The 23,068-nt window shown below is 32.2% G+C and carries 26 protein-coding genes, 2 tRNA genes and 1 other annotated feature; of the genes, 26 read left to right on the forward strand and 2 right to left on the reverse strand.

Annotated features, from left to right (window positions below; all coding sequences use genetic code 11):
• Positions 1-44 precede the first annotated feature (44 nt).
• The 11 genes from cmk to gatB all read left to right on the forward strand — a co-directional run bounded on the left by cmk (position 45) and on the right by gatB (position 13,123).
• Positions 45-701, forward strand: a complete 657-nt coding sequence (gene cmk / locus PEPCATONIAE_RS04465; protein ID WP_138159758.1) for a (d)CMP kinase — start codon at positions 45-47, stop codon at positions 699-701.
• Positions 691-1,281: a lysophospholipid acyltransferase family protein gene (locus PEPCATONIAE_RS04470; protein ID WP_138159759.1), complete on the forward strand. Its 591-nt coding sequence runs from the start codon at positions 691-693 to the stop codon at positions 1,279-1,281. The genes cmk and PEPCATONIAE_RS04470 overlap by 11 nt, the downstream gene beginning before the upstream one ends.
• Positions 1,247-3,325 (forward strand): bifunctional 4-hydroxy-3-methylbut-2-enyl diphosphate reductase/30S ribosomal protein S1, encoded by a 2,079-nt coding sequence (locus PEPCATONIAE_RS04475; RefSeq protein ID WP_138159760.1) that lies wholly within the window; start codon positions 1,247-1,249, stop codon positions 3,323-3,325. Before PEPCATONIAE_RS04470 ends, PEPCATONIAE_RS04475 begins: the two co-directional genes overlap by 35 nt.
• Before the next feature lie 62 nt (positions 3,326-3,387).
• Positions 3,388-3,858 (forward strand): Cys-tRNA(Pro) deacylase, encoded by a 471-nt coding sequence (ybaK, locus tag PEPCATONIAE_RS04480; RefSeq protein ID WP_138159761.1) that lies wholly within the window; start codon positions 3,388-3,390, stop codon positions 3,856-3,858.
• Between the two features lie 72 nt (positions 3,859-3,930).
• Positions 3,931-5,070: an S-layer homology domain-containing protein gene (locus tag PEPCATONIAE_RS04485; RefSeq protein WP_138159762.1), complete on the forward strand. Its 1,140-nt coding sequence runs from the start codon at positions 3,931-3,933 to the stop codon at positions 5,068-5,070.
• Positions 5,071-5,102: 32 nt separating this feature from the next.
• Complete coding sequence (locus PEPCATONIAE_RS04490) at positions 5,103-5,813, forward strand: tRNA threonylcarbamoyladenosine dehydratase (RefSeq protein WP_138159763.1); 711 nt, start codon at positions 5,103-5,105, stop codon at positions 5,811-5,813.
• Positions 5,803-7,995 (forward strand): ATP-dependent helicase, encoded by a 2,193-nt coding sequence (locus PEPCATONIAE_RS04495; protein ID WP_138159764.1) that lies wholly within the window; start codon positions 5,803-5,805, stop codon positions 7,993-7,995. The genes PEPCATONIAE_RS04490 and PEPCATONIAE_RS04495 overlap by 11 nt, the downstream gene beginning before the upstream one ends.
• A gap of 1 nt (position 7,996) precedes the next feature.
• Entirely contained in the window at positions 7,997-9,976 is a 1,980-nt protein-coding gene (gene ligA / locus PEPCATONIAE_RS04500) for an NAD-dependent DNA ligase LigA (protein WP_138159765.1), read from the forward strand.
• A gap of 1 nt (position 9,977) precedes the next feature.
• Positions 9,978-10,256 carry an Asp-tRNA(Asn)/Glu-tRNA(Gln) amidotransferase subunit GatC gene (gene gatC, locus PEPCATONIAE_RS04505; protein WP_138159766.1) on the forward strand — a complete coding sequence of 93 codons (279 nt, stop codon included), beginning with the start codon at positions 9,978-9,980 and terminating at the stop codon, positions 10,254-10,256.
• 10 nt (positions 10,257-10,266) lie between these two features.
• The gene (gene gatA, locus PEPCATONIAE_RS04510; RefSeq protein ID WP_138159767.1) at positions 10,267-11,715 is read left to right on the forward strand and encodes an Asp-tRNA(Asn)/Glu-tRNA(Gln) amidotransferase subunit GatA; all 1,449 of its coding nucleotides are present in this window, start codon (positions 10,267-10,269) and stop codon (positions 11,713-11,715) included.
• Positions 11,705-13,123 carry an Asp-tRNA(Asn)/Glu-tRNA(Gln) amidotransferase subunit GatB gene (gene gatB, locus PEPCATONIAE_RS04515; RefSeq protein ID WP_138159768.1) on the forward strand — a complete coding sequence of 473 codons (1,419 nt, stop codon included), beginning with the start codon at positions 11,705-11,707 and terminating at the stop codon, positions 13,121-13,123. Before gatA ends, gatB begins: the two co-directional genes overlap by 11 nt.
• Before the next feature lie 97 nt (positions 13,124-13,220).
• Here the strand turns inward: gatB and PEPCATONIAE_RS04520 are convergent, their stop codons facing one another.
• A complete protein-coding gene (locus PEPCATONIAE_RS04520; RefSeq protein ID WP_138159769.1) occupies positions 13,221-13,853 on the reverse strand; it encodes a DUF1847 domain-containing protein in 633 nt (210 codons plus the stop codon).
• 133 nt (positions 13,854-13,986) lie between these two features.
• Positions 13,987-14,054 (forward strand) — a sequence feature (ribosomal protein L21 leader region).
• 12 nt (positions 14,055-14,066) lie between these two features.
• Here PEPCATONIAE_RS04520 and rplU point away from each other — a divergent pair.
• The 15 genes from rplU to PEPCATONIAE_RS04595 all read left to right on the forward strand — a co-directional run bounded on the left by rplU (position 14,067) and on the right by PEPCATONIAE_RS04595 (position 22,493).
• A complete protein-coding gene (rplU, locus tag PEPCATONIAE_RS04525) occupies positions 14,067-14,372 on the forward strand; it encodes a 50S ribosomal protein L21 (protein WP_138159770.1) in 306 nt (101 codons plus the stop codon).
• The gene (locus PEPCATONIAE_RS04530; protein ID WP_138159771.1) at positions 14,372-14,710 is read left to right on the forward strand and encodes a ribosomal-processing cysteine protease Prp; all 339 of its coding nucleotides are present in this window, start codon (positions 14,372-14,374) and stop codon (positions 14,708-14,710) included. Before rplU ends, PEPCATONIAE_RS04530 begins: the two co-directional genes overlap by 1 nt.
• The gene (gene rpmA / locus PEPCATONIAE_RS04535) at positions 14,697-14,987 is read left to right on the forward strand and encodes a 50S ribosomal protein L27 (RefSeq protein ID WP_138159772.1); all 291 of its coding nucleotides are present in this window, start codon (positions 14,697-14,699) and stop codon (positions 14,985-14,987) included. Before PEPCATONIAE_RS04530 ends, rpmA begins: the two co-directional genes overlap by 14 nt.
• A gap of 50 nt (positions 14,988-15,037) precedes the next feature.
• Positions 15,038-16,303, forward strand: coding sequence for a GTPase ObgE (gene obgE, locus PEPCATONIAE_RS04540; protein WP_138159773.1), 1,266 nt, complete (start codon positions 15,038-15,040; stop codon positions 16,301-16,303).
• A gap of 7 nt (positions 16,304-16,310) precedes the next feature.
• Positions 16,311-16,595, forward strand: a complete 285-nt coding sequence (yhbY, locus tag PEPCATONIAE_RS04545; protein ID WP_138159774.1) for a ribosome assembly RNA-binding protein YhbY — start codon at positions 16,311-16,313, stop codon at positions 16,593-16,595.
• Entirely contained in the window at positions 16,592-17,206 is a 615-nt protein-coding gene (gene nadD / locus PEPCATONIAE_RS04550) for a nicotinate-nucleotide adenylyltransferase (RefSeq protein WP_138159775.1), read from the forward strand. The genes yhbY and nadD overlap by 4 nt, the downstream gene beginning before the upstream one ends.
• Positions 17,193-17,777 carry a bis(5'-nucleosyl)-tetraphosphatase (symmetrical) YqeK gene (gene yqeK / locus PEPCATONIAE_RS04555; protein ID WP_246060435.1) on the forward strand — a complete coding sequence of 195 codons (585 nt, stop codon included), beginning with the start codon at positions 17,193-17,195 and terminating at the stop codon, positions 17,775-17,777. Before nadD ends, yqeK begins: the two co-directional genes overlap by 14 nt.
• Complete coding sequence (locus tag PEPCATONIAE_RS04560; protein WP_138159776.1) at positions 17,750-18,637, forward strand: LCP family protein; 888 nt, start codon at positions 17,750-17,752, stop codon at positions 18,635-18,637. Before yqeK ends, PEPCATONIAE_RS04560 begins: the two co-directional genes overlap by 28 nt.
• Before the next feature lie 9 nt (positions 18,638-18,646).
• Positions 18,647-18,991: a ribosome silencing factor gene (rsfS, locus tag PEPCATONIAE_RS04565; protein ID WP_138159777.1), complete on the forward strand. Its 345-nt coding sequence runs from the start codon at positions 18,647-18,649 to the stop codon at positions 18,989-18,991.
• Between the two features lie 3 nt (positions 18,992-18,994).
• On the forward strand, positions 18,995-19,375 hold the full coding sequence (locus tag PEPCATONIAE_RS04570; protein WP_180339349.1) for a Rid family detoxifying hydrolase: 381 nt from the start codon (positions 18,995-18,997) through the stop codon (positions 19,373-19,375).
• Between the two features lie 677 nt (positions 19,376-20,052).
• Positions 20,053-20,139 (forward strand) — tRNA-Leu (locus PEPCATONIAE_RS04575).
• Positions 20,140-20,353: 214 nt separating this feature from the next.
• Entirely contained in the window at positions 20,354-21,730 is a 1,377-nt protein-coding gene (locus PEPCATONIAE_RS04580; RefSeq protein ID WP_246060436.1) for a minor capsid protein, read from the forward strand.
• Positions 21,714-21,899: a hypothetical protein gene (locus PEPCATONIAE_RS04585; RefSeq protein ID WP_218975511.1), complete on the forward strand. Its 186-nt coding sequence runs from the start codon at positions 21,714-21,716 to the stop codon at positions 21,897-21,899. Before PEPCATONIAE_RS04580 ends, PEPCATONIAE_RS04585 begins: the two co-directional genes overlap by 17 nt.
• 50 nt (positions 21,900-21,949) lie before the next feature.
• On the forward strand, positions 21,950-22,324 hold the full coding sequence (locus PEPCATONIAE_RS04590; protein WP_138159779.1) for a hypothetical protein: 375 nt from the start codon (positions 21,950-21,952) through the stop codon (positions 22,322-22,324).
• Between the two features lie 13 nt (positions 22,325-22,337).
• Positions 22,338-22,493 (forward strand): hypothetical protein, encoded by a 156-nt coding sequence (locus PEPCATONIAE_RS04595; RefSeq protein ID WP_180339350.1) that lies wholly within the window; start codon positions 22,338-22,340, stop codon positions 22,491-22,493.
• A gap of 483 nt (positions 22,494-22,976) precedes the next feature.
• Here PEPCATONIAE_RS04595 and PEPCATONIAE_RS04600 read toward each other — a convergent pair.
• A tRNA-Cys gene (locus PEPCATONIAE_RS04600) sits at positions 22,977-23,050 on the reverse strand.
• Positions 23,051-23,068 lie beyond the last annotated feature (18 nt).

A 23,068-nucleotide genomic window follows, 5' to 3' on the forward strand; every position in this document is an offset into this window, starting at 1 on the left:
AATAAGAATCACTGTGCTAACAGTGATTTTTTAATGGAGGATTTATGTATTCAATAGCGATAGACGGGCCTGCCGGTAGTGGTAAAAGTACTTTGGCAAGGGCACTGGCAGATAAGCTTAATATATCATATATAGATACAGGAGCAATGTATAGGGCTTTGGCTTATAAAGCTTTTAAAAATAATTTAGATTTGTGTGATTTCAGTAATCTTGAAAATTTTTTAAAAGGAACTCACATAGACTATAAAGATGGTAAGATTTATCTTGATAAAGAGGATGTATCAGATAAAATAAGATCTCAAGGCATATCAAAAAAAGCATCAGTCTTATCAAAAAATCAAAAAGTTAGAGATTACTTAGTTAACATACAAAGAGAAATTTCAAAAAGAAGGTCCGTAGTTATGGAAGGACGAGATATAGGTACAGTTGTGCTTCCTAACGCCGATTTAAAAATATTTCTTACAGCTTCAATAGATATTAGGACTAGAAGAAGATATGACCAGCTAAAGGAAAAAGACAAAAGCGTAGACTTTGAAAAGCTTAAAAGAGATATAATGTCAAGAGATGAAAATGATATAAAAAGGAAAAACTCTCCTTTAAAAAAAGCTGAAGATGCTTTTGAATTTGATAATAGTAATATGAATCTTGAAGAAAGCATAAATTATATTTTAGACTTGTTAAGAGGTAAAAATGTTATATAAAATATTTAGATTTATTGGTTTAATTTTTATTAAGCTGCTTTTTAGAGTGGAGCTTGTAGGAAAAGAAAATTTTCCTAAAGAGGGACCAATAATAGTAGCTCCAAACCATAAAAGTAATTTTGATCCTATTTTTGTATCATGTTTAATAAAAACTCAAATACATTGGATGGCAAAAAAAGAACTTTATAGATCAAAGATTTTAGGATACATCGTAGATTTAATGGGGGCGTTTCCTGTAGACAGACAGGCAACTGATATTAAGGCAATAAAAAAAGCTATGGGAATATTGAAAGAGAAAAAGGTTCTTGGGATTTTCCCCGAAGGCACAAGAGTAAAAAACCAAGATTTTTCCAATCCAAAGTCAGGAGTTGCATTAATAGGACATAGAACGAAATCAAAAATAGTTCCCATTTATATAGATGGAAATTATAAATTATTTAGAAAAATGAGACTTGTAATAAGGAAGCCTATAGATTTATCTCAAACGCCTAAACTTAATCAGAAAGATTATGATGATCTGGCTCTTAAGATATTAAAGTCCATATATGGGGTTGATGAAGATAGAAGTATTGGTAGCTGAAAATGCCGGATTTTGTGGAGGAGTCAAAAGGGCTGTTATTTTAGCAAATAAAAATGCCGGTAAGGGTGTCTATAGTTTAGGCCCTTTAGTTCACAACAAAAGAGTTGTGGAAGATATAGAAAAGCTTGGAGTAGAAGTAGTTGATGAGTATCAAATACTCAACAATTCAAAAGTAATAATAAGATCTCATGGAGTTCATAAAAAGATAATAGATTATTTAAAGGATCAGGGTAATGAAATAATAGATTGTGTATGCCCTAAGGTTAAATTAATTTATAAAATTGTATCTGAAAAATATAAAGAAGGGTATAATGTAATCATATTTGGAGATCCCAATCATCCTGAGATAATATCAATTAATTCCTATGCCAATGATAAGGGTATAATTATTTCTTCGGAAGAAGATATTAACAAGGTGCCTTTTGGAAAGGCAATTCTTGTATCTCAAACGACAAATAATGAAGAAAAGTATGAAAATATAATAAATCTTTTAAAAAGCATTTTAAAAGATGAAATTATAGTTTATAATACTATATGTAGCGCCACTAGAAAGAGACAAGAGTCTGCAAGGGAATTATCAAAAAAAGTAGACGCAATGATAGTTCTTGGAGATAAGAAAAGTTCAAACTCAAATAAGCTTGCAGAAGTGGCAAAAGAAAATTGTGAAAATGTATATTTTATAGAGTCAATAAATGACCTTAAATATAATAAATTAAAAAAATTTAATAAAATAGGTATTACCGCAGGGGCGTCCACACCTGAGTCGGTAATCAAGGAGGCTGTTAGTAGTATGGAAAATTTTGACAACAATGAGATGATGGAAGCTATCGAGAGCTCTTTTAAGAAAATTAGAAGAGGCGAAGTAGTTGAAGGAGAAGTTTTATTTGTAAATGAGAGTGAAGTTATGGTTAACATCGGTTATAGATCAGATGGCATAATTTCAAAAGAGGAGATTTCAAAAGATCCCGACGTAAAACCGGAAGATGTTTTTAAACCTGGCGACAAAATCCAAGTCTATGTAATGAAAATAGATGATGGTGACGGAAATGTTGTACTTTCTGCAAAAAGAGTTGAAAGCATGAAGGTTTGGGACGAAGTCGAAGAAATGTTTAAAGAAGGTAAGAAGGTAGAAGTAAAAGTTAAGTCAGTTGTAAAAGGTGGACTTATTGCAGATCTTGAAGGCCTAAAGGCATTTATTCCCGCATCTCATGTATCAGTTAGATTCCAAAAAGACTTGTCAAAATATGTTTCTGAAACCATGCTTTGTGAAATCATTGATTTTGATAAAGCAAAAAGAAGAATTGTTCTTTCAAGAAAGAATGTAGAATCAGAAGAATTGGAAGAAAAAAGATCCGCTGTTTATAATTCACTTGCAGTTGGAGATGTAATAGAAGGTACAGTTCAAAGACTTACCAATTTTGGAGCATTTGTAGATGTTGGCGGAGTCGATGGATTAATTCATATATCAGAACTTTCATGGAATAGAGTTAAACATCCATCAGATGTAGTTGCACCTGGACAAAAGGTAAAAGTTCAAGTTTTAAATGTAGATGAAGAAAAGAATAGAATAGCTTTAGGTTTAAAACAAACATCTAAAAAACCATGGGACATTTTTGTTGAAAATGTAAAAGTTGGAGATGTAATAGAAGGCAAAGTAGTAAATCTTCTTGATTTTGGTGCATTTGTAAGACTTGAATCAGGAGTTGACGGATTACTTCACGTTTCACAAATTTCAAGAGAACATGTTGAAAAACCTTCAGACAAGCTTGAAATAGGTCAAGAGATAACTGTAAAGGTTACAGACATCAACGAAGAAGAAAAGAAAATTTCTCTATCAATGAAAGCTCTACTTGAACCTGAGGTTGAAGAAGAAGTAGAGGAAGAAGTTCAAAGTCAAAGCTATGAAGAAGAACCAGTGGAAGAAGTACAAGAAAAAGTTGAAGAAAAACAAATTGAAGAAGTAAAAGAAGATGACACTTCTTCATCAGATAACTTTAACACCACTCTTGGAGATCTTCTTGGCGGTTTAAAACTTGAAGACTAATTAAAAGATTTAAGGGGAATGATTTGTTCATTCCCTTTTTTTATTAGTATTAGGAGAAGTTTATGAAAAAAACAAATGCTGTAAGAATTTTAGATAGCAAAAAAATTAAATATGACTTAGTGGAATATAGTACAGATGGAGGAATATCCGGAATCGATGTAGCAAGAAAAACCGGAGAGGATCCTCTTAGAGTATATAAAACCTTAGTAACTGAGTCTAAGGAAAAAAATTACTATGTATTTGTAATACCAGTTGAGAAAGAATTAGATTTAAAAAAAGCGGCTAGGGTTGTTGGAAGCAAAAAAATAGATATGATTGCCCAAAGAGATTTACTTCCTTTAACAGGTTATATCCATGGAGGTTGCTCCCCAATAGGAATGAAAAAACTTTTTCCAACCTTTATAGATGAGAGTGCCAAAGATCTTAGCTATATATTTGTCAGTGGAGGCAAGGTAGGTATACAGGTAAAGATTAATCCCTTATCTCTTGCTGATTTAATAGAAGCTAAGTTATCAGACTTAACTAATAAATAAGAGGGTTGACCCCTCTTTTTTATTTTAAAAGAAGACTCTTATGTTATAATATACTAGGAGGAAGGACAAATAATGAAAAAATTTTTACTAATGGCAATTTTTATATTTACTCTTATAAATACTAAGACTTATGCAAAATCTTATAAAGATTTAACCCATGATGGAGATTATAGTTGGGCCTATAGTGCTGTAGAATACTTATCAGATAAGGGAATCTTCGAAGGATATCCTGATGGAAATTTTAAGCCTTATAGGGCTGTAAGTTTTCTTGAAATTATGCAGGTAATTAAAAATATAAACAATCCTACGTCCAACGAAGTCGAGTTGGCAAGAAATACTTATGAAACTCTTGCAAAATCAGCAGGGGTACCTGATTGGGCTATTGATGCCTTATGCTACAACTTGTTTATTAATACAATTACACCATCTACTTTAGATGCGGCGAATAAAAGAGGTTTTTTAAAAGATACGGATCCTGTTTATCCTGATAGAAATTCTGTTACCGTTTATTTTGCAAGAGCATTTAAAATAAGTGAGGATACCGATTTTTCACAACTAAAACATACTGATCTTGATGCCATACCTTATATGACCAAGTCTTATTTGGTAAATCTTGTTAAATCGGGAATCTATTCCGATACAGGCAGCGATGGCTACTTTAATGGTAATAAATACATAAGAAGGTCTGAAGTTGCGGTAATTGCTGATAGATATTTAAAATCATCCTTGCCTTTAGATGCAAATAGTGGTCCTATACTTACAAAGACTTTTGTGGAAGGATTTGTTGAATCTGTAAGCCTTAATGGAAAAGATTCGATTATGAAAATAAATGGAGTAGATTATAAATTTGACAGTAACGATATTTATGTAATGGAACTTAATACAAATGAATATTTTGATTTTAAGAAAATAGAAGGTTATAAAGTAAAAGCGTCTCTTAAAGACGGAATAATAAAGAATATCAGCTTTATCGATGAAAAAGGGGATATATTAAAGGAAAGCCAGGTTACTTTTAAGGCTGAACTTTTAATTTTAAGAAGTGAAAGCGGCAATATGGATCTTAGAATTTTAGAGTCTGATAGTAGCTTTTTAACTCCTGGTTCCATTATTACTATAAATAATCCAGGAGATTATAAAGTAGGCGATATTTTAAATATTTATGCCAATTTAATAGATAGAGAACTTAGGGATATAAAAATTGAAAAATTATAGTGAAGGTAAGACCTTCACTTTTTTGGTGATATATGAATAGATATACAAGAAGTGAAATGCTTATAGGAAAAGAAAATATAGAAAAGCTAAATTCCAAGAAGATTTTAGTATTCGGCCTTGGAGGGGTAGGAGGGTCTTTGTGTGAGGCCATTTTACGTTCAGGTGTAAGACAATTAACTATAGTTGATTGTGACATAGTGGATATTACAAATCTTAACAGACAGTTAATTGCGACAAATAAAACCATAGGAAGAAAAAAAGTAGATGCTATGGAAGAAAGACTTATGGAAATAGATCCGCAAGCCCGTATAGAAAAAGTTTTTAAAAGGCTTAGTCCAGATAGACTTTCAGACTTTAGTATAGATGACTACGATTTTATAGCAGACGCTATAGATGATGTTAAAGCTAAATTAGCTTTGGCTGAATTTTGTTTCAAAAATGATTATAGGCTTATTTCAGCTATGGGTGCGGGAAATAGAATGGACCCTACAAAGCTAAGAATAGGCGATATATATGACACTTCCATGGACCCCTTAGCCAGGGTTATAAGAAGGGAGCTTAAGAAAAGAGGAGTAAAGAATCTTACAGTAGTTTATTCCCTTGAGGAGCCTATTAAGTTAAAATTCAGAGCAAATAAAGAATCTACTCCGGGATCTATGGCCTTTGTGCCGCCTGTAAGTGGAATGATTATGGCATCATATATAGTAAAAGAACTAATAAAGCAGGAGAAAAATGAATTATAAAGATTTAAACGACCAGCAGTCCTTGGCCTTGTATCAAACTGAAGGACCTTTATTAATCCTTGCAGGTGCAGGATCAGGAAAAACTAAAGTCGTAACTAATAAAATAGCTTACCTTATTGAAGAAAAGAAAGTATTCCCTTCTGAAATACTTGCCATTACCTTTACCAATAAGGCTGCAAAAGAAATGAAGGACAGGGTGGAATTACTTTTACAGGAAAATATAAGCTCCATGTGGATAGGCACCTTTCACTCAATTTGTCTTAGAATTCTTACAATGGAAGTGAAGAAAACTGACTATAGACCGAATTTTTCAATTTACGACAGATCTGATCAATTAACTTTAATTAAAGATTGTTTAAAGGAGCTTGACCTTAATAAGGACCTATATAAGTTCAGATCGGTATTAGAAAAAATTTCAGAAGCAAAAAATGATTTTATGGATCCGGAAACCTTTATAAGTATTAATGAGACGGATTTTTATCTTAAAAATATTGGAGAGATATATAAGTTATATGAAAAAAAATTAGGAGAAAACAACGCTCTTGATTTTGATGATTTGATTTTAAAAACTATAAAGCTTCTTGATAATAATATACAAGTTAGAGATTATTACAGGGATAAATTTAAATATATTTTTGTAGATGAGTATCAGGACACAAATAAGGCTCAGTATAAACTTATAAAGCTGTTCTGTAGATCAAAGCCAAATATTACCGCAGTTGGTGATAATGACCAATCCATTTATAAGTGGAGAGGGGCTGATATATCAAATATATTAAATTTTGAAAAAGATTTTAAAGAAGCAAAGGTAATTCTTCTTGAACAAAACTATAGATCCGGCTCAAAGATACTTAAGGCAGCAAATGAACTTATAAAAAACAACACCAATAGGAAGGACAAAAAACTATGGACTGCAAAAGAGAATTGTGAGGATGTAATTTATAAATCCTTTGACCATTCAACTGAAGAGGAATATGGAGTTGTAAATAAAATACAACAGCTTAATTATAAGGGATATAACTATGAAGATATGGCTATACTTTATAGAACAAATGCTCAATCAAGAGGTTTTGAAGAAGCCCTTGTAAGAGAAACTGTACCATATAAAATAGTTGGAGGACTCAGGTTTTATGACAGAAAGGAAATAAAGGATATAATAAGTTACCTTACCTTAGTGCAAAACAGCGATGATAATATTTCTTTAAGAAGGATAATAAATGAACCTAAAAGGGGAATAGGGCAGGGAAGCTTGGAGAAGCTTACCTCCAAAGCTGAAGAACTTAATTTATCTATTTTTAATTTAATAAATAATAAAGAAATTCTTGAGAGTTTAAAGCTTAGACCTGAAAAAAATATAAAAAGCTTTGTTAAATTAATAAATAAACTAAAAGATGAAAGTAAAAACAAACCTATAGATGAGTTAATTAATGATTTAATAACTGAGTCAGGCTATTTAGATGAGCTTGAAAGGGAAAATACAATTGAATCAAGGACAAGGATCGAAAATATAAAAGAGCTTGTTTCAACTGCAGTAGACTATGAAAAAAGAGAGCCCTTAGGAACCTTAGATGACTTTCTATCGAATATAAGTCTTTTATCAAACATAGATGAAAGCTTTGGAGACAGAGCCGTAAAGCTTATGACAGTTCATGCAGCAAAGGGCTTGGAATTTAAAGTAGTATTTTTAGTCGGAATGGAAGAAAATCTTTTTCCTATATCGCGATCTCTTGAAAATGATGAGGATATAGAAGAGGAAAGAAGACTTTGTTATGTGGCTATTACTAGAGCTGAAGAGCTTTTATTTATATCCTCCGCTAAGAATAGAACACTTTATGGAAAAACTAACCCAACCTTAGAATCCAGGTTTATTTTGGAAATGGGAGATACAATAAAAAAATTAGAGGAAAAGCCTAAATATTCAAACAGAGTGAATAACAGACTCGTTGAAATCAAAGACTTTACAGATTATAATTACAGAAAAACCAAAGAAATTAAAAAAACTGATACAAGGGAAACTCAAGATGTAAAAGTAGGAGATAAGGTATTCCATAAACTATGGAAACAGGGAATGGTAGTTTCAAAAATTCCCAAGGGGGAAGATTTTGAAATAGTAGTAGCCTTTGATAACAAAGGACTTAAAAGATTGATGCTTTCAATGGCTCCTATAAAAGTGGTGAAATAATATGGAAAAAGAATTATTAATAGAGATGAAAGATCTTATTGAAAAAATAAATGAATACAATTACCACTACTATACCTTAGACGACCCCATAGTAACTGATAAGGAGTATGACAAAATATACTATAGGCTAAGGGACCTGGAAGAAGAGAGTGGTATAGTTCTTGAAAGCTCTCCTACTAAGAGAGTTGGAGGAGATATACTTGACAAGTTTGTAAAGCATACCCACCTTTCAAGACTTTACTCCATGGACAAGGCTCAAAATTACAACGAGCTTAGGCTTTGGAATGAAAGAAATTTAAAATTTATAGAAAACTCTAAAATGACTTTACCTGAAATTGAATATGTGTCGGAGCTTAAGTTTGACGGTTTAACTATTTGCCTTACCTACAATGAAGGTAAGCTAATCAATGCTGCTACAAGGGGAAACGGAGTAATAGGAGAAGAAATCTTACCTCAAGTAATGACTATATATTCTATTCCATTAGAAATAGAATATAAGGGTCTAATTGAAGTTCAAGGGGAAGGTCTTATGCCTCTAAGCGCTCTTGAAACCTATAATAAAACTCATGAGGATCAATTAAAAAATGCGAGAAATGCTGCGGCGGGTGCTTTGAGAAACCTAGACCCCAAGGTAACTAAAGAAAGAAATCTAACAGCATATTTTTACAATGTAAATTATATTGAAAATCCTTATTTTAAAAGCGATTTGGAAATGAAAGAATTTCTTAGAAGAAACAAATTTAAAGTTAGCGATATGATTTATAAAGGGAAAAACCTTGAAGAAGTAATTGAATCTATAGAAAAAATTGGAGAGATGAGAAATTCTTTAGATATTTTAATAGACGGTGTTACAATAAAAATAAATGATTTATCTACAAGAGAAGCATTAGGATATACAAATAAGTTTCCAAGGTGGGCTATAGCCTATAAATTTGAAGCTGAAGAGGCAAGGACGAAGCTTTTAAAGGTTAATTGGAACGTAGGTAGATCATCTAAGGTTACTCCTACAGCTCTTCTTGAGCCGGTAGATATAGGAGGAGTTACAGTTCAAAGAGCAACACTAAACAACTATGACGATATTTTAAGAAAAAAAGTAAGAATAGGTTCAAAGGTATTGATAAGAAGGTCCAATGATGTAATTCCTGAAATACTGGGAGTTATACCAAGCGATGAACCTACATTAAAAATAGAAAAGCCGACTCATTGTCCAGCTTGCGGAACAGAGCTTTTTCAAGACGGAGTCCATATATTTTGTCCCAACACCTTATCTTGTAAACCTCAATTAATATCAAGACTTACCCACTTTGCTTCAAGAGATGCCATGAATATAGAGGGCCTTAGCGAAAAAACTGTAGAGCTTCTTATGAAAGAACTTGATGTAAAAGAAATTCCTCAAATTTATCAACTTGAATCAAAAGATCTTAAAGGTCTTGAAGGCTTTAAAGAAAAAAGAACTGATAATTTAATAAATGCTATAGAAAAAAGTAAAAATGTGGCGCTTGAGAACTTTATTTATGCTTTAGGAATTCCAAATGTGGGAATTAAAACCTCGAAGGATTTGGCTGATAAGTTTAAGTCCCTTGATAATTTAAGAAAAGCCGATTATGATGATTTAGTAAATATAAAAGATATAGGAGAAGTTACTGCCCGTGAGCTTGTGACATATTTTCATGAAGATCATATTACAAGTTCTATAGATAAGTTACTTAAACTTGGAGTTAAACCTTACTATGAAGAAAAAAGAGGGGAAAATTCTTATTTTAGCGGAAAGAAAATAGTCTTAACAGGAGCTTTGACTATAGCAAGAGCAGATTTAAAAAAGAAACTTGAAAGCCTTGGGGCAAATATTACAGGGTCAGTTTCTAAAAATACAGATCTTGTAATAGCAGGTGAGTCTCCTGGATCAAAGTATGATAAGGCAGTTGAGCTTAATATAGAAATTATTGATGAAAATAAATTAAATGAACTGTTAGGAGGATAAAATGGAATCTAAAGATATTTTGCACATTGCCCAGATAGCCATGATTGATTTTAATGAAGAAGAGCTGGCAGGATTTGAAAAAGATTTTATAGAGACAATGGAATTAATTGAGAATATTAAAGATATAAAAACTGATGATGAAATGACTTTCCAGGTAAATAATACTACTAATAATTTAAGACCTGATGAAATCAAAGAAAGCCTAAGTCAGGAAGATGCCGTTGCTAATGCTAAAGAGGAAAAGTATGGCTACTTTAATATTATTAAATTTGTAGATTAGAGGTGTAAAGTTGGATTTAACAAAGTTAAAAGCAAGAGAACTTATATCAGGATATGAGAATAGAGATTTTTCAGTTGAAGAGGTAACAAGAGCCTATCTTGAAAAAATAAAGGAAGATGACAAGGACCTTAATGCCTATATTACTGTATGTGAGGATCAGGCTATAGAAACTGCTAAGAGAGTTGATAAAAAATTTCAGGATAGAGAAGAGATGGGAATCCTAAGGGGAGTTCCTATAAGTTTAAAAGATAATATTGCAGTGAAAAACGTTAGAATGACTTGTGCTTCAAAGATGCTTGAAAATTTTATACCCTACTATGAATCTACAGTTTCTGAAAAAATAAAGAAAAATGACGGTATTATACTAGGAAAAGTGAACATGGATGAGTTTGCCATGGGAGCATCAACAAAAACATCTTACTTTGGACCATCAAAAAATCCTCTTAATAAGGATTTAATCCCGGGAGGATCTTCAGGAGGATCAGCTGCAGCTTTAGCAGGGGAAGAATGCGCTTTGTCAGTAGGCAGTGATACTGGAGGCTCAATAAGGCAACCGGCAAGCTTTTGCGGTTTAGTAGGCATTAAACCCACCTACGGAAGCATATCAAGATTTGGAGTATCAACTATGGCAAACACTTTTGATCAAGTGGGATCTTTCGGTAAAGATGTGGAAGATGCAGCTTTACTTTTAAAGGCTCTTGAAGGTAGAAGTGAGAAAGATGCCACATCTGTAGGCAATCCTTCACTACATGAACCATATAATGAAGGTGATTCGATTACTTATTTAAAAGGTCTAAAAATTGCTATACCTAAGCTTTATATGGACATGGAGCTTAATGAAAGAGTAAAGTCTGACTATAACAAGGCAATAGAAATTTTTGAAAAAAACGGAGCAGAAATTGAAATAGTTGATATGGATTCTTTAAAGTATGTGGTGGAAACCTATCATATAATAACCAACGGAGAAATAGCTCCTAATATGGAGAGATTCGATGGTTTAAGATACGCTCATAGGGCAAAAGAATACAGTAATTATGAAGAAATGTTTAGTAAATCAAGAGCAGAAGGCTTTGGAGAAGAAGTAAAAAGAAGGATTATGATAGGTACTCATATACTTAGTTTAGAATTTGCCAAGGATTATTACTATAAGGCACTTAAAGTAAGAAATATGATTAAAAGAGATATGGAAAATGTCCTTAAAAATAATCAACTTATACTTTGCCCAACATCTCCGATTCTTCCTTACAGAATAGAAGAAAATATAAGTCCTGTGGAAATGTATAAGGCGGATCTGTTTACCATACCTGCAAATATGGCAGGATGTCCTTCAATGAGTATACCTATGCCTAAGATTGACGGCTTATCAGTAGGTATAGAATTAACGGCAAATAGATTTAAGGATGATGAAATGATTAAAGCCGCTCTAGGTTTTGAAAGGAGCATAAATAATGGCATATAAAACTATAGTAGGACTTGAAATACACGTAGAACTGTCAACTAAAACTAAAGCCTTTTGCTCCTGTAAAAATGAGTTTGGAGGAGAACCTAATACAAGAGTATGCCCTGTTTGTTTAGGACTTCCGGGAGGGCTTCCTGTTTTAAATGAAGAAGTTGTAAACTACACTTTAATGGCAGCTTTGGCTCTTAACTGTCAAATACAAAAGTTGTCGAAATTTGACAGAAAAAATTATTTCTATCCGGACCTTACAAAGGGTTATCAAATAACTCAAGATGATATGCCTATATGCACTGAGGGATATATAGAAATAGATGGAGACTTGGGAGCAAAAAGAGTAGGAATTTATAAAATTCAAATAGAAGAAGACACAGCTAAGTCTCTTCATACTGAAAATAATGAAACTCTAATGGATTATAATAGATGCGGAGTACCGCTAATAGAAATAGTTTCAAAACCAGATATGAGCTCAGGAAGAGAGGCTAGACTTTTTCTTGAAAATTTAAAAAGTACATTAACATATTTGGGAATATCAGACTGCAAAATGGAGGAAGGATCTCTAAGATGTGACGTAAACGTAAATGTAGTAGATGAAGAAAGTGGAAAGAAAACTGCAGTTACTGAAGTTAAAAACCTTAATTCCTTTAGAGGAGTTGAAAAGGCAATTGACTACGAAGTTAAGAGACATATTGAGCTTCTTGAAACAGGAGAAAAAGAAATAAGAACCACTAGACGTTGGGATGATGTAAATAACGAAACAGTTCTTATGAGAGTAAAGTATACGGTGGCAGACTATAGATTTGCACCTGAAGGAGACCTACCTCAACTACTTGTTGAAGATTCAAGAATAGAAGAAGTTAAAAAAAGAATGCCTGAGCTGCCCTTAGATAAGGAAAAAAGATTTATAGAAGAATATAATTTGCCTGAATATGATGCAAAAGTTCTTACATCATCTAAAGAGTTGTCCGTTTTTTATGAAGATGCGGCTAAAAACTTTAATGATTACAATTTAATCTCTAATTGGATAATGACAGAGCTCCTAAGAAGAGTGGAGGATGTAGAAAAATTTGAACTTCCTTTTAAATCCGACGACTTTATAGATCTGCTAAAAGCAGTAAAATCAGGAGAAATAAATAATAATGTAGGCAAAAAGGTTCTAAGAGAAATGTTCGAAACGTCTAAGAAGCCAAGAGACATTATAGAAGAAAAGGGACTGGCACAAATTTCAGATTCCTCAAAAATAGAGGAAATAGTAAAAGAAATTTTAGAAAAGAATCCTCAATCAATAGAAGACTATAGAGCCGGTAAGGATAGAGCTTTAGGCTTTTTAGTAGGACAGGTAATGAAAGCTTCAAGAGGAAAGGCAAATCCTCAAATGGTAAATAAATTAATACTTGAAAAACTTAAATAGAGGATTAGGCCACGACTATTACTAGTAATTGTTATTGCTGTTAAAACTAGTTAAATAAAAAAGGATATTAGTTAATTAGCTAATATCCTTATTTTAATTACTTATCAAGATCAAGTCTTCCGGCAAAGTATCCGTCAGCTCCATATAAAGCAACACAAGGATTGTTACCGGTAACCCTATCTTTAACTACAATTGTAGTGCAAAGGGCATCTGAAAACTTATAGAATAAGGAGTCATGTCCTACACAAAGCCCCATTACTATATTAAATTCAGTGCCGGCCTTGTTAAGTAGTTTTGCTTGAGCAACAGGATTGCACATTGGTTCATATTCCCCCGGAGATATTTTATTTTCTTCAAGAAGTCCTGCATAAGTTTTATCAACACCGCCGGTTTTACACATAGCTGAAGTGAGCTCTATTCCATTATCCTTAAAGATCTTAGTTAAAATTTTCGCTTCTTTAATAAAGCCTCCGCAAAAAGCAAGACCCACTTTTTTAAACTTCATTCTGTCAATTAAGACCATAGTTTCTTTGACTCTTGGCCAAATAGCATACCCATCTCTTTCTATTAGGGTACTGGTTTTATAAAATTTGTTATATTTTTCAGACCTTACTACCTCAAGAGCTTCCTTATAAACTTCATCATCAACCATGGGACAGAAAGTAGGAAGTGTATCATCATTTCCTGACTCACAAACATGTATTCCGCAAACTGAACATTTAGGATCCATAAAATCACCTCTTTAAAAAATTATAACACATATTTTAAAATAAATTGCAGAGCTTATTTATAAATAAAAAGTTAACAAATCGCAGGTATATTTATAGTGAAACCTTGCATTTGTACGATCTATATGCTATTATAATTAACTGTAACCGCTCAGAGTAAGGTTCAAAAATTATTACCTACAATGGCGAGTCTTATTATATAAGGAGGTGCTACAATGTACGCAGTTATTGAAACAGGTGGAAAACAGTATACTGTAAAGTCAGGAGATAAGGTTAAAGTTGAAAAACTTGATGTAAAAGAAGGCGATAAGGTTACCTTTGATAAGGTTCTTTTAGTTGGTGGAGACACTATTAAAGTTGGAAAGCCATATCTTGAAGACTCAAAGGTTGAAGCTAAGGTTTTAGCCCAAGCCAAGGCTAAAAAAGTTATAGTATACAAGTATAAATCAAAAAAGAACGAAAGAAAGAAAAAGGGACATAGACAACCTTATACTTTAGTAGAAATAGAAAACATAATCTGATGATTACTGTAGAAGTTTTTACAAAAAATAATCTTTATATAGGTTTAAAAAGTAAGGGACATGCATATTTTTCAGATAAGGAAGATATAGTATGTGCAGGGGTTTCAACTCTTACGCAAACTCTCTACTTCTATATCAAATCTTTAGGTATATCAGATAAGGATATGTGTGTTAAACAAAATAAAGGTTATCTATACCTTAGACTATTTAAACATATAGAAAAACAATCTGTTCAGTCCGGTTTCTCTTATATGATTACAGGACTGAAACTTTTAGAGGCGGATTACTCTAAATATATTAAATTAAAAATAACGGAGGTGCGAGATGATAAAGTTTGATTTACAACTTTTTTCTTCCAAGAAGGGAGCAGGTTCTTCAAAGAACGGTCGTGACTCTAATGCAAAAAGACTTGGAGTTAAAAGAAGTGACGGTCAATTTGTTTTGGCAGGAAACATAATTGTAAGACAAAGAGGCACTAAAATACATCCTGGCGAAAACGTAATGAAGGGAAAAGACGATACTCTATTTGCAGTAAGCGATGGAGTTGTTAAATTCGAAAGAAAAGGCAGAGGAAACAGAAAAATCGTCAGCGTTTATACAGAGGAATTAGCATAAAGTCGTAGGTACCTACGGCTTTATTTTTTCATTAGAAACGATGTGAGATTATGTTTATAGATACTGCAAAAATTAAAATAAAAGCAGGCAATGGTGGAGATGGAGCTGTTGCCTGGAGAAGAGAAAAATTTGAACCTGCCGGTGGACCTGCAGGTGGAGATGGAGGAGACGGAGGAAGTGTAATAATAAGAACTGATTCCGGACTCCATACACTTATGGATTTTAGGTACAAAAGAGAATATAAGGCTGAAAACGGCGAAAACGGCCTGAGTAAAAATAAATTTGGCAAAAAAGGTAAGGATATAATCCTTAAAGTTCCCGTAGGAACCTTAGTAAAGGATAGCAAAAGTGGAGGGGTTATATTCGACCTTAAGGAACCGAATCTAGAGGTTATACTGGCAAAGGGTGGACGAGGAGGAAAAGGAAATTCTAGGTTCACAACCTCAACAAGACAAGCTCCGGCATTTGCTGAAGCAGGAAGCAGGGGAGAAAGTAAGGAAGTTACCCTTGAGCTTAAACTTCTTGCTGATGTAGGACTAATAGGATTTCCAAATGTTGGAAAATCTACACTTTTATCAGTAGTTTCTGCGGCCAAACCAAAAATAGCAAATTATCATTTTACAACCCTTCAGCCCAATTTAGGAGTAGTGTCTCTGGGAGATGAAATGTCTTTTGTTATAGCTGATATTCCTGGCCTTATAGAAGGAGCAAGTGAAGGACTTGGACTTGGAGATGAGTTTTTAAAACACGTTGAAAGGACGAAGGTCTTAATTCACGTTGTTGATATATCAGGGAGTGAAGGCAGGGATCCTATAAAAGATTTTTATAAGATAAATGAGGAACTTAAAAATTACAATGAAAAATTATCTAAGAAGCCTCAAATAATCTTTGCTAATAAAATGGACATACCAGGATCTTTAGAAAATCTTAAAAAATTTGAGGATGAATTTAAAGATAAATACAAGATTTTCTCAGGATCTGCAGCAACTACTGAAAACTTAAGGGAGCTTATGCTCTATACCTTCAATGAGGTTCAAAAATATGAAGATAGCTATGAAACCTTTGACAATCCTTATGTAGAAGATGAGGAAAAAGAGGAAGGTATAAAGGTTTATAAAGAAGGCGGAAAGTTTAGAGTCGATGGACCTTATATTGAAAAGCTTGTTAGATCTACAAACTTTGAAAATTATGATTCCCTTAAATATTTCCAAGAAAACCTAAGAAAGAATAATGTTGTGGATAAACTAAAAGAGTTAGGTATAGGGGAAGGCGAAAGCGTCTTTATACTTGACTATGAATTTGAATTTTTTGAATAGAGGTAGCATGAAAGGTAAAGAAAGAGCTTATTTAAAATCTCTTGCCAATAATATTGATCCTCTTATTCAGGTTGGTAAAAATGGTGTAACTGAAGCCTTTTTAATTCAACTTGATAAGCTGCTGGAAGATCATGAATTGGTTAAAATAAGAGTTTTAAAAAATTCCCCTGTAATGGCAAGAGAAATTGTTGAAGAGATTTTGGATAAAACAGGAGCTGAATTTGTTCAACAAATAGGAAATAAACTTACTATATACAGAGAATCACAGGAAAAAAAGAAAATAGAATTATGAAAAAATATGGAATAATGGGAGGAACTTTTGATCCAATTCACTATGGACACTTAATGATATCAGAATATATAAGAGATGAAATGAATTTGGATGAAATAATTTTTGTTCCAACAGGAAGCCCTCCCCATAAAAAAGATATATTAGATGCAAGTATAAGATATGAAATGACAAAGATAGGAATACTTGAAAATAAATATTTTACGGTTTCCGATATAGAAACTAAGAAAGAAGATACAAGTTATTCTGTAGATACCATAAAAGAATTTGAATCTATTTTAGATGGAGATTTATACTTTATAGTTGGGTCTGACACTCTTTTTCAATTAAAGACTTGGAAAAGGTTCGATGAATTAGCTAAAAGGGTTGAGTTTATAGTAGCTGTAAGGCCTGAATATATGTCAACTAAAATATTGGATTTGGAGCTTAGCTATCTAAGGGAAAAGTATGAAAGCAAAATACATCTTATAGAAACTCCTCTTTATGAAATATCATCTACAGATTTAAGAGAAAGGTTATCTTCAGGTAAAAGTGTAAAATATCTTATACCGGATAAATTAATTAAATATATTGAAGAAAAGGGACTTTATAAAGAAACTTATGGAAGAAAATAAAGAAGAAATATTAAATTTGGTAGGTAAGACTCGATATGAACATATATTAAGAGTAAAAGATATGGCACTGGACCTTGCCAAACATTATAATATAAGTGTTGAGAAAGCTGAAAAAGCAGCTTATTATCACGACTGTGCCAAATCAAGAGACTATGATAAGTTAAAAGAACTATCAAAGCAGTACGGCCTCAAATTAACTTATGATATGCAAAAGGCCCCTAAAATCATCCATGCTTTTTTAGGAGCTCTAATAGCTGAAAAAAAATATGGAGTTAATGACCCGGAAATTTTAGATGCTATAAGATATCACACAACAGGAAGGGAAAATATGTCCTTGCTGGAAAAAATTATATTTGTAAGTGATTACTTGGAGCCTGCAAGAAAATTTGAGGGTATAGATGAAATAAGAAAACTTGCTTATAAAGATATAGATATGGCTTTATACAAATGTTTAGACAGGACAATTGTATATTTAATTGAAAAAGAAGAATATCTGGTAAGTGAAACCGTATCAGCAAGAAATTATATAATGGAGAAACTTAAATGGCAAAATTCTTTAAGGCATTTATAATAACTTTACTTTTAATTGTAATATTATTTGTTGGAAGCATAGGCTATTTCTTAATTAAAAATCACGTAGAAAATCCTAAAGATTTTTTAAAAGAATTTTCTGAATCTGAAAACAGATTAACATTTTTACTTTTAGGAGTAGATAGCCTTGATGCCAAATCAGCCGAAAATACAAGATCAGATACTATAATGATAGTAAACATGGATTTTCAGACCGGAGACACCAATATTATATCTGTTCCAAGAGATACTTATGCAGAGATTAAGGGCTACAAAAAGCAAAAGATTAACCACTCCTATAACTATGGAGGATCGGAACTTACTTTACAAACTGTAAATAATCTTTTAGGAACCGATATAAAATACTACATGACTATAGACTATAGGTTTGTTAAAGATGTAGTTAATACTATTGGTGGAGTAGAGGTAGATGTACCTGTTGATATGTACTATAAAGATGAATGGGCGGATCCTCCTCTTGAAATAGACTTAAAGGCAGGCTTACAAACACTAAATGGTGATAAGGCTATACAGTTTTTAAGATTTAGAAAATACAGTGAAGCCGACCTTGCTAGAGTAAGTGCTCAGCAACAATTTGTATCCGCCTTTTTACAAAAATTAAAAGAACCTTCAAGTTTGTTGAAAGCTCCTTTAATGATGAATAGTTATGACAAATATACAATCAGCAACATACCTTTTTCTATGATAGTTAAGGCGGGTATTAATGTTAGAAAAGTGTCTTCTGATAAGATAAGCGTTACAACACTTCCGGGAGTAGCCAAGTACAAGAATAAAATATCCTACTTCTTTTTAAACGAAGAGGAAGCAGATACTCTATTAAAAGGCTTAAACCTAAAGTAAGGAGGATAAATGGAGAATAAAAAACTGAAAATTATTACCAATTCATGTGAAAATAAAAAAGGGGTAGACATAAAGGTACTTGAAATAGGATCCTTCAGTTCAATTGCGGACTACTTTGTAATAGTTAGCGGCAATTCTTCAAGTCAAGTAAGTGCACTTGCAGATGAAATAGAAGAAAAAATGTTTCAAGCAGGATACAATATTGAAAACTCCGAAGGTAAAAATTCACTCAGGTGGATAGTTTTGGACTATGGAGATGTTATAGTTCATGTGTTTCACAAGGATGAGAGAGAATATTACAATTTAGAAAGATTATGGGAAAATGAATCAAACTTTAAAGACCAGGAGGAATAAAAAATGAAATTGGAATTTACTTATACTAAAAAAGCACCTGAAGCAGTGGGACCTTATTCACAAGGTGCAGTTGCCGGAGGTTTAATATTTACATCAGGTCAACTTTCATTTATACCTGAAACCGGAGAACTTATTTTAGATGATATAAAAAAGGCAACTTTACAGAGCTTGAATAATGTAAAAAGCATTGTTGAAAGTGCAGGTTCTTCAGTTGATAAAATAGTAAAGGTTAATATTTTTTTAAAGGATATAAATGATTTTACAGAGGTAAATGAAGTTTATGCAGATTTCTTTGGAGACCATAAACCTGCAAGAAGCTGTGTTGAGGTTGCAAAGCTACCAAAAGATGGAATAATAGAAATTGAAGCTATTGCAATTAAATAGTAAAAAATGAACCTCGACTTATATGCAGCTAAAAAACCGGACGCGATAATATTTACTTTTAAGGAATGGATGTCAACCTATACAAAGTAGGTGGCATCCATTTTGTTTTCTTTTGATTATATTCATCTATTGCTTTTTAGAACTCTTCAAATGCTTTAGAGTCTTTTTCATATCAATCAATACATTTATCTTTTTTGACACTAAATATTAATATTATTTTTTCTAATTTTATAGCAATAATTGTCTTCACAAATGAGATCTCAAAACTACAGAAAGAATATTAGTTATACTGTCAGCAGTATGCAGTCTATTTATGTAGATGCTGGCAGAAACTCTAAATCTATAGATATAGCAAACTAATAGATACAAAACAATTTAGATATAGTAAGAGAATGAATTGTAATATTTTTTATTAAAGTCTTGATATATCATATAATAAAGAATACAATTTTATCAAGATATGGAATTTTAATAAAAAAAGAATTTAAATTATAAAAAAAATCCTTTTATGAATTCTTTTTTATATCATATAACCCAGCCTTTTTATATGATATTTACACTATAATTTAGTAAATATTATTAAAACTCCAAAATTAGATACTCCTAAAAATATTTAATATATATAACCTACATACCTCAGAGATTTTATAAAGTGTCTAGTTATATTTAATTTTTTGGCTAGAGTGGCGGAATTGGCAGACGCACCAGAATCAGAATCTGGCGGTTTAACTACTGTGTGGGTTCGAGTCCCACCCCTAGCACCATAAAAATTTATAGTTATGAACAATATTGTCAATAAGAAAATTGTAAAAATAGATAAAGTAGCTAAAAGAATTAAGAAAGCTATATGAGCAAGAGATAAACAATATAGAGGAAAAGATATACACCCACCTGCTTAAATTAAAAGATGAAGCCGGTGGTATTTCTTTATTTGAAGCTAAGAAGCTTTTAAATGATAAAGAGCTTAAGCTATTTAAAATGAGCCTTAATGACTTTATAGAAAAATCAAAGGGAAGCCTTGATCCGGATATAGAAAAAGAACTTAACATAATATCCCGTAGAGTCAGAATATCAAGACTACAGGCTATGGAAACAGAATTAAAAAAGACCATTGCAGACCTTATGTCAAAAGAAGAAAAAGACCTCTTTAATCATCTGGAGGGAACCTATAAAAGCAGATACTATAAAGAACTATACGAGCTCCAAAGAATAACAGGATATGACAGTGTTAGGGAAATATCAGAAGAGGACTTAAAAATAATTTTAAATAATCCCTGGACTGCAGACGGAAGAGAATTTTCTAAAAGAATATGGGATAGAGGAGATAAGCTTGTAAACTCCTTAAAAGACAATTTAATGAGAGATATAGGAAGAGGAGCAAGTCCTGATGAAAGTATTAAAAACATAGAAAAACAATTTAATGCATCAAAAGCCGCCGCATCAAGACTTGTCTATACAGAGACCGCCGCCATATCATCAAAAGCAACTCAAGACTCCTATGAGAAATTAGGAGTTAAGCAATATCAGATACTAGCAACACTGGATTTGAAGACAAGCGACATCTGCAGAAGCATGGACTCTAAGATCTTCGACTATAAAGACTATAGAATAGGTATCACCGCTCCACCTTTTCATCCTAATTGTAGAAGCGACACAGTACCATACTTTGGAGATGAATTTGAAAAAGAGATTGACCAAGATATAGGAAGAATGGCAAGGGATCCTAATACAGGAAAAAGTGGGAAAGTTGAGGATTTATCATATAAAGAGTGGTATAATAAATATGTAAAGGATAATCCTAAAGCGGTCTTCAAAGAAAAAGCTTGGAAAAATAGAAATACTGATAAAGACCAGTTTATTAAGTACAAAGACGTTCTCGGGAAAGACTTAAAAAATAATTTCGAAGCTTTTCAAGAGACTAAGTACAAAGATAAGGATAAATACAGACTACTAAGAGTTGACTATAAGCGTAGAAAAAAACTCATAGATAACCCAGAATTGCTTCTACCAAATGCAGACAAGGCAACTATAGATAATAGGAAATTTACTAAGTATTTGTTCGGCGGGGAAAATGAAGATGGATTAAATAAAGGTCGCCTAATCGAAAAGAAGCTAGGTTATAATATAGACAATTATTTAGAGTTTAAAAATGAAATTTTAAAGCGAGCAGTTATTTATCCAAGCCACATTAATGGTAAAACTCATAAGGGTATAAGGTATGAACAAAAAATATTTATGTATGATAAAAATAAGAACCCTGTTAATTTAATTGTGGGTTGGTATGTAGAAGGCACGAATACAAAAATGACTACTATATTTATAAAAGAGGTGTCAAGAGATGAGTTTGAAGATTAAGGAATTTGATAGAGTTTTGTTAAAGGATGGGCGAGAAGCCGATATTATGGAAGTTTTATCTGATGAAGACTTCATAGGAGATGTTGGATCAGGTCCAAGTGATTGGGAAACTATTGATATAAAAATGAATGATATTGTAAAGGTATTAAGTAGTTCAGTAAAACGTTAAATTAAGCACACTAGCAGAAATGTTAGGGGTGCTTTTTTATTGGAGGAAATATGAAAAAGACTTTAATTAAAAGTTTAAGTGCAGATGAGGGAAAATTATATATAGTTAGGGATGGAAACAGGGACTTTGAAATTATAAACAATATTGAAATCAATCTCTATGAAGAAAAAGAATATATAAATAGACTGGGATCAAAAAATACAACTGTAATCACTAACAACATCTCACTTGTACTTACAGAGCCATTAGATAATATAGCAAAGGTAGATGATTGCTTTTCCCTTGAGGTGGATTTAAAGAGAAATGACGGCATATATGAAAGAGTCTATTTTAATAACCTGATACCCTTAAATATATATCCTAATGAGAGATGGGAGTTTGAAGTAGATTACAAATCTATAAACTGGGGAAAATTTATGGGGTAAATATGGAGGAGATATGAAAAAAGCATTATTAGGCTATATTATATTTTTAATTATTTTTCCCATAACAGTTAAATTTATAGCTTTTTTAATAAGTTTAATTTATGAAGTATATCCACAGTGGAAGATTAATAGAGAAATTAAGAAAATAATTAGGAAAAATAAACAATAAAAAATAATATGAATTTAAGACGACTGCAAAAGGTCGTCTTTTATATTGTCCCGAAATGACGTAAAACTTGGTCGGACGAGTCTAAGAGAAAGACGTAAAAAATCGTAGTTAAGGAGGACGAAATGAAGAGAGAATTTTTAGAAGGTTTAGGACTGGAAAAAGAAGTTATAGACAAGATTATGGATGAAAATGGCAAGGATGATGTTGGAGATGAAGCTATGAATAAGCATCCTATCGCTTAAAAACAATTAAATAAAATATATTACATTTAAGGTGATTAAATTAAAAAAAGCTTATATAAATATTAAGAGATTAAAAAATTAATCTTTCGAAATATTTTGTTTAAGCCTTATTTAAAACTTATCGATGGACTGTTATACATAATTGTTTTGGATAAAATTGTACAAGTTTTTTAGATACTTATAACTTGTTAAAAGGAGCAATAAAAAAGAACTCTTAACATATATTAAGAGTTCCTTTATATGGAGGCGACAACCGGATTTGAACCGGTGATAAAGGTGTTGCAGACCTGTGCCTTACCACTTGGCTATGTCGCCGTATTCCTTGTTAAGGAT

Source organism: Peptoniphilus catoniae (genome assembly GCF_901447155.2).
Classification (GTDB): domain Bacteria; phylum Bacillota; class Clostridia; order Tissierellales; family Peptoniphilaceae; genus Peptoniphilus_E; species Peptoniphilus_E catoniae.

Coding starts and splice junctions, on each gene's coding strand:
- PEPCATONIAE_RS04490 (WP_138159763.1), top strand. CDS start 5,103: ATGAATAGATATACAAGAAGTGAAATGCTTATAGGAAAAGAAAATATA.
- ligA (WP_138159765.1), top strand. CDS start 7,997: ATGGAAAAAGAATTATTAATAGAGATGAAAGATCTTATTGAAAAAATA.
- PEPCATONIAE_RS04560 (WP_138159776.1), top strand. CDS start 17,750: ATGGCAAAATTCTTTAAGGCATTTATAATAACTTTACTTTTAATTGTA.
- nadD (WP_138159775.1), top strand. CDS start 16,592: ATGAAAAAATATGGAATAATGGGAGGAACTTTTGATCCAATTCACTAT.
- PEPCATONIAE_RS04595 (WP_180339350.1), top strand. CDS start 22,338: ATGAAAAAAGCATTATTAGGCTATATTATATTTTTAATTATTTTTCCC.
- cmk (WP_138159758.1), top strand. CDS start 45: ATGTATTCAATAGCGATAGACGGGCCTGCCGGTAGTGGTAAAAGTACT.
- PEPCATONIAE_RS04470 (WP_138159759.1), top strand. CDS start 691: ATGTTATATAAAATATTTAGATTTATTGGTTTAATTTTTATTAAGCTG.
- rplU (WP_138159770.1), top strand. CDS start 14,067: ATGTACGCAGTTATTGAAACAGGTGGAAAACAGTATACTGTAAAGTCA.
- yhbY (WP_138159774.1), top strand. CDS start 16,311: ATGAAAGGTAAAGAAAGAGCTTATTTAAAATCTCTTGCCAATAATATT.
- yqeK (WP_246060435.1), top strand. CDS start 17,193: ATGGAAGAAAATAAAGAAGAAATATTAAATTTGGTAGGTAAGACTCGA.
- rpmA (WP_138159772.1), top strand. CDS start 14,697: ATGATAAAGTTTGATTTACAACTTTTTTCTTCCAAGAAGGGAGCAGGT.
- gatC (WP_138159766.1), top strand. CDS start 9,978: ATGGAATCTAAAGATATTTTGCACATTGCCCAGATAGCCATGATTGAT.
- PEPCATONIAE_RS04475 (WP_138159760.1), top strand. CDS start 1,247: ATGGGGTTGATGAAGATAGAAGTATTGGTAGCTGAAAATGCCGGATTT.
- PEPCATONIAE_RS04580 (WP_246060436.1), top strand. CDS start 20,354: ATGAGCCTTAATGACTTTATAGAAAAATCAAAGGGAAGCCTTGATCCG.
- gatB (WP_138159768.1), top strand. CDS start 11,705: ATGGCATATAAAACTATAGTAGGACTTGAAATACACGTAGAACTGTCA.
- PEPCATONIAE_RS04530 (WP_138159771.1), top strand. CDS start 14,372: ATGATTACTGTAGAAGTTTTTACAAAAAATAATCTTTATATAGGTTTA.
- PEPCATONIAE_RS04485 (WP_138159762.1), top strand. CDS start 3,931: ATGAAAAAATTTTTACTAATGGCAATTTTTATATTTACTCTTATAAAT.
- rsfS (WP_138159777.1), top strand. CDS start 18,647: ATGGAGAATAAAAAACTGAAAATTATTACCAATTCATGTGAAAATAAA.
- ybaK (WP_138159761.1), top strand. CDS start 3,388: ATGAAAAAAACAAATGCTGTAAGAATTTTAGATAGCAAAAAAATTAAA.
- PEPCATONIAE_RS04585 (WP_218975511.1), top strand. CDS start 21,714: ATGAGTTTGAAGATTAAGGAATTTGATAGAGTTTTGTTAAAGGATGGG.
- obgE (WP_138159773.1), top strand. CDS start 15,038: ATGTTTATAGATACTGCAAAAATTAAAATAAAAGCAGGCAATGGTGGA.
- PEPCATONIAE_RS04590 (WP_138159779.1), top strand. CDS start 21,950: ATGAAAAAGACTTTAATTAAAAGTTTAAGTGCAGATGAGGGAAAATTA.
- PEPCATONIAE_RS04520 (WP_138159769.1), bottom strand. CDS start 13,853: ATGGATCCTAAATGTTCAGTTTGCGGAATACATGTTTGTGAGTCAGGA.
- PEPCATONIAE_RS04570 (WP_180339349.1), top strand. CDS start 18,995: ATGAAATTGGAATTTACTTATACTAAAAAAGCACCTGAAGCAGTGGGA.
- PEPCATONIAE_RS04495 (WP_138159764.1), top strand. CDS start 5,803: ATGAATTATAAAGATTTAAACGACCAGCAGTCCTTGGCCTTGTATCAA.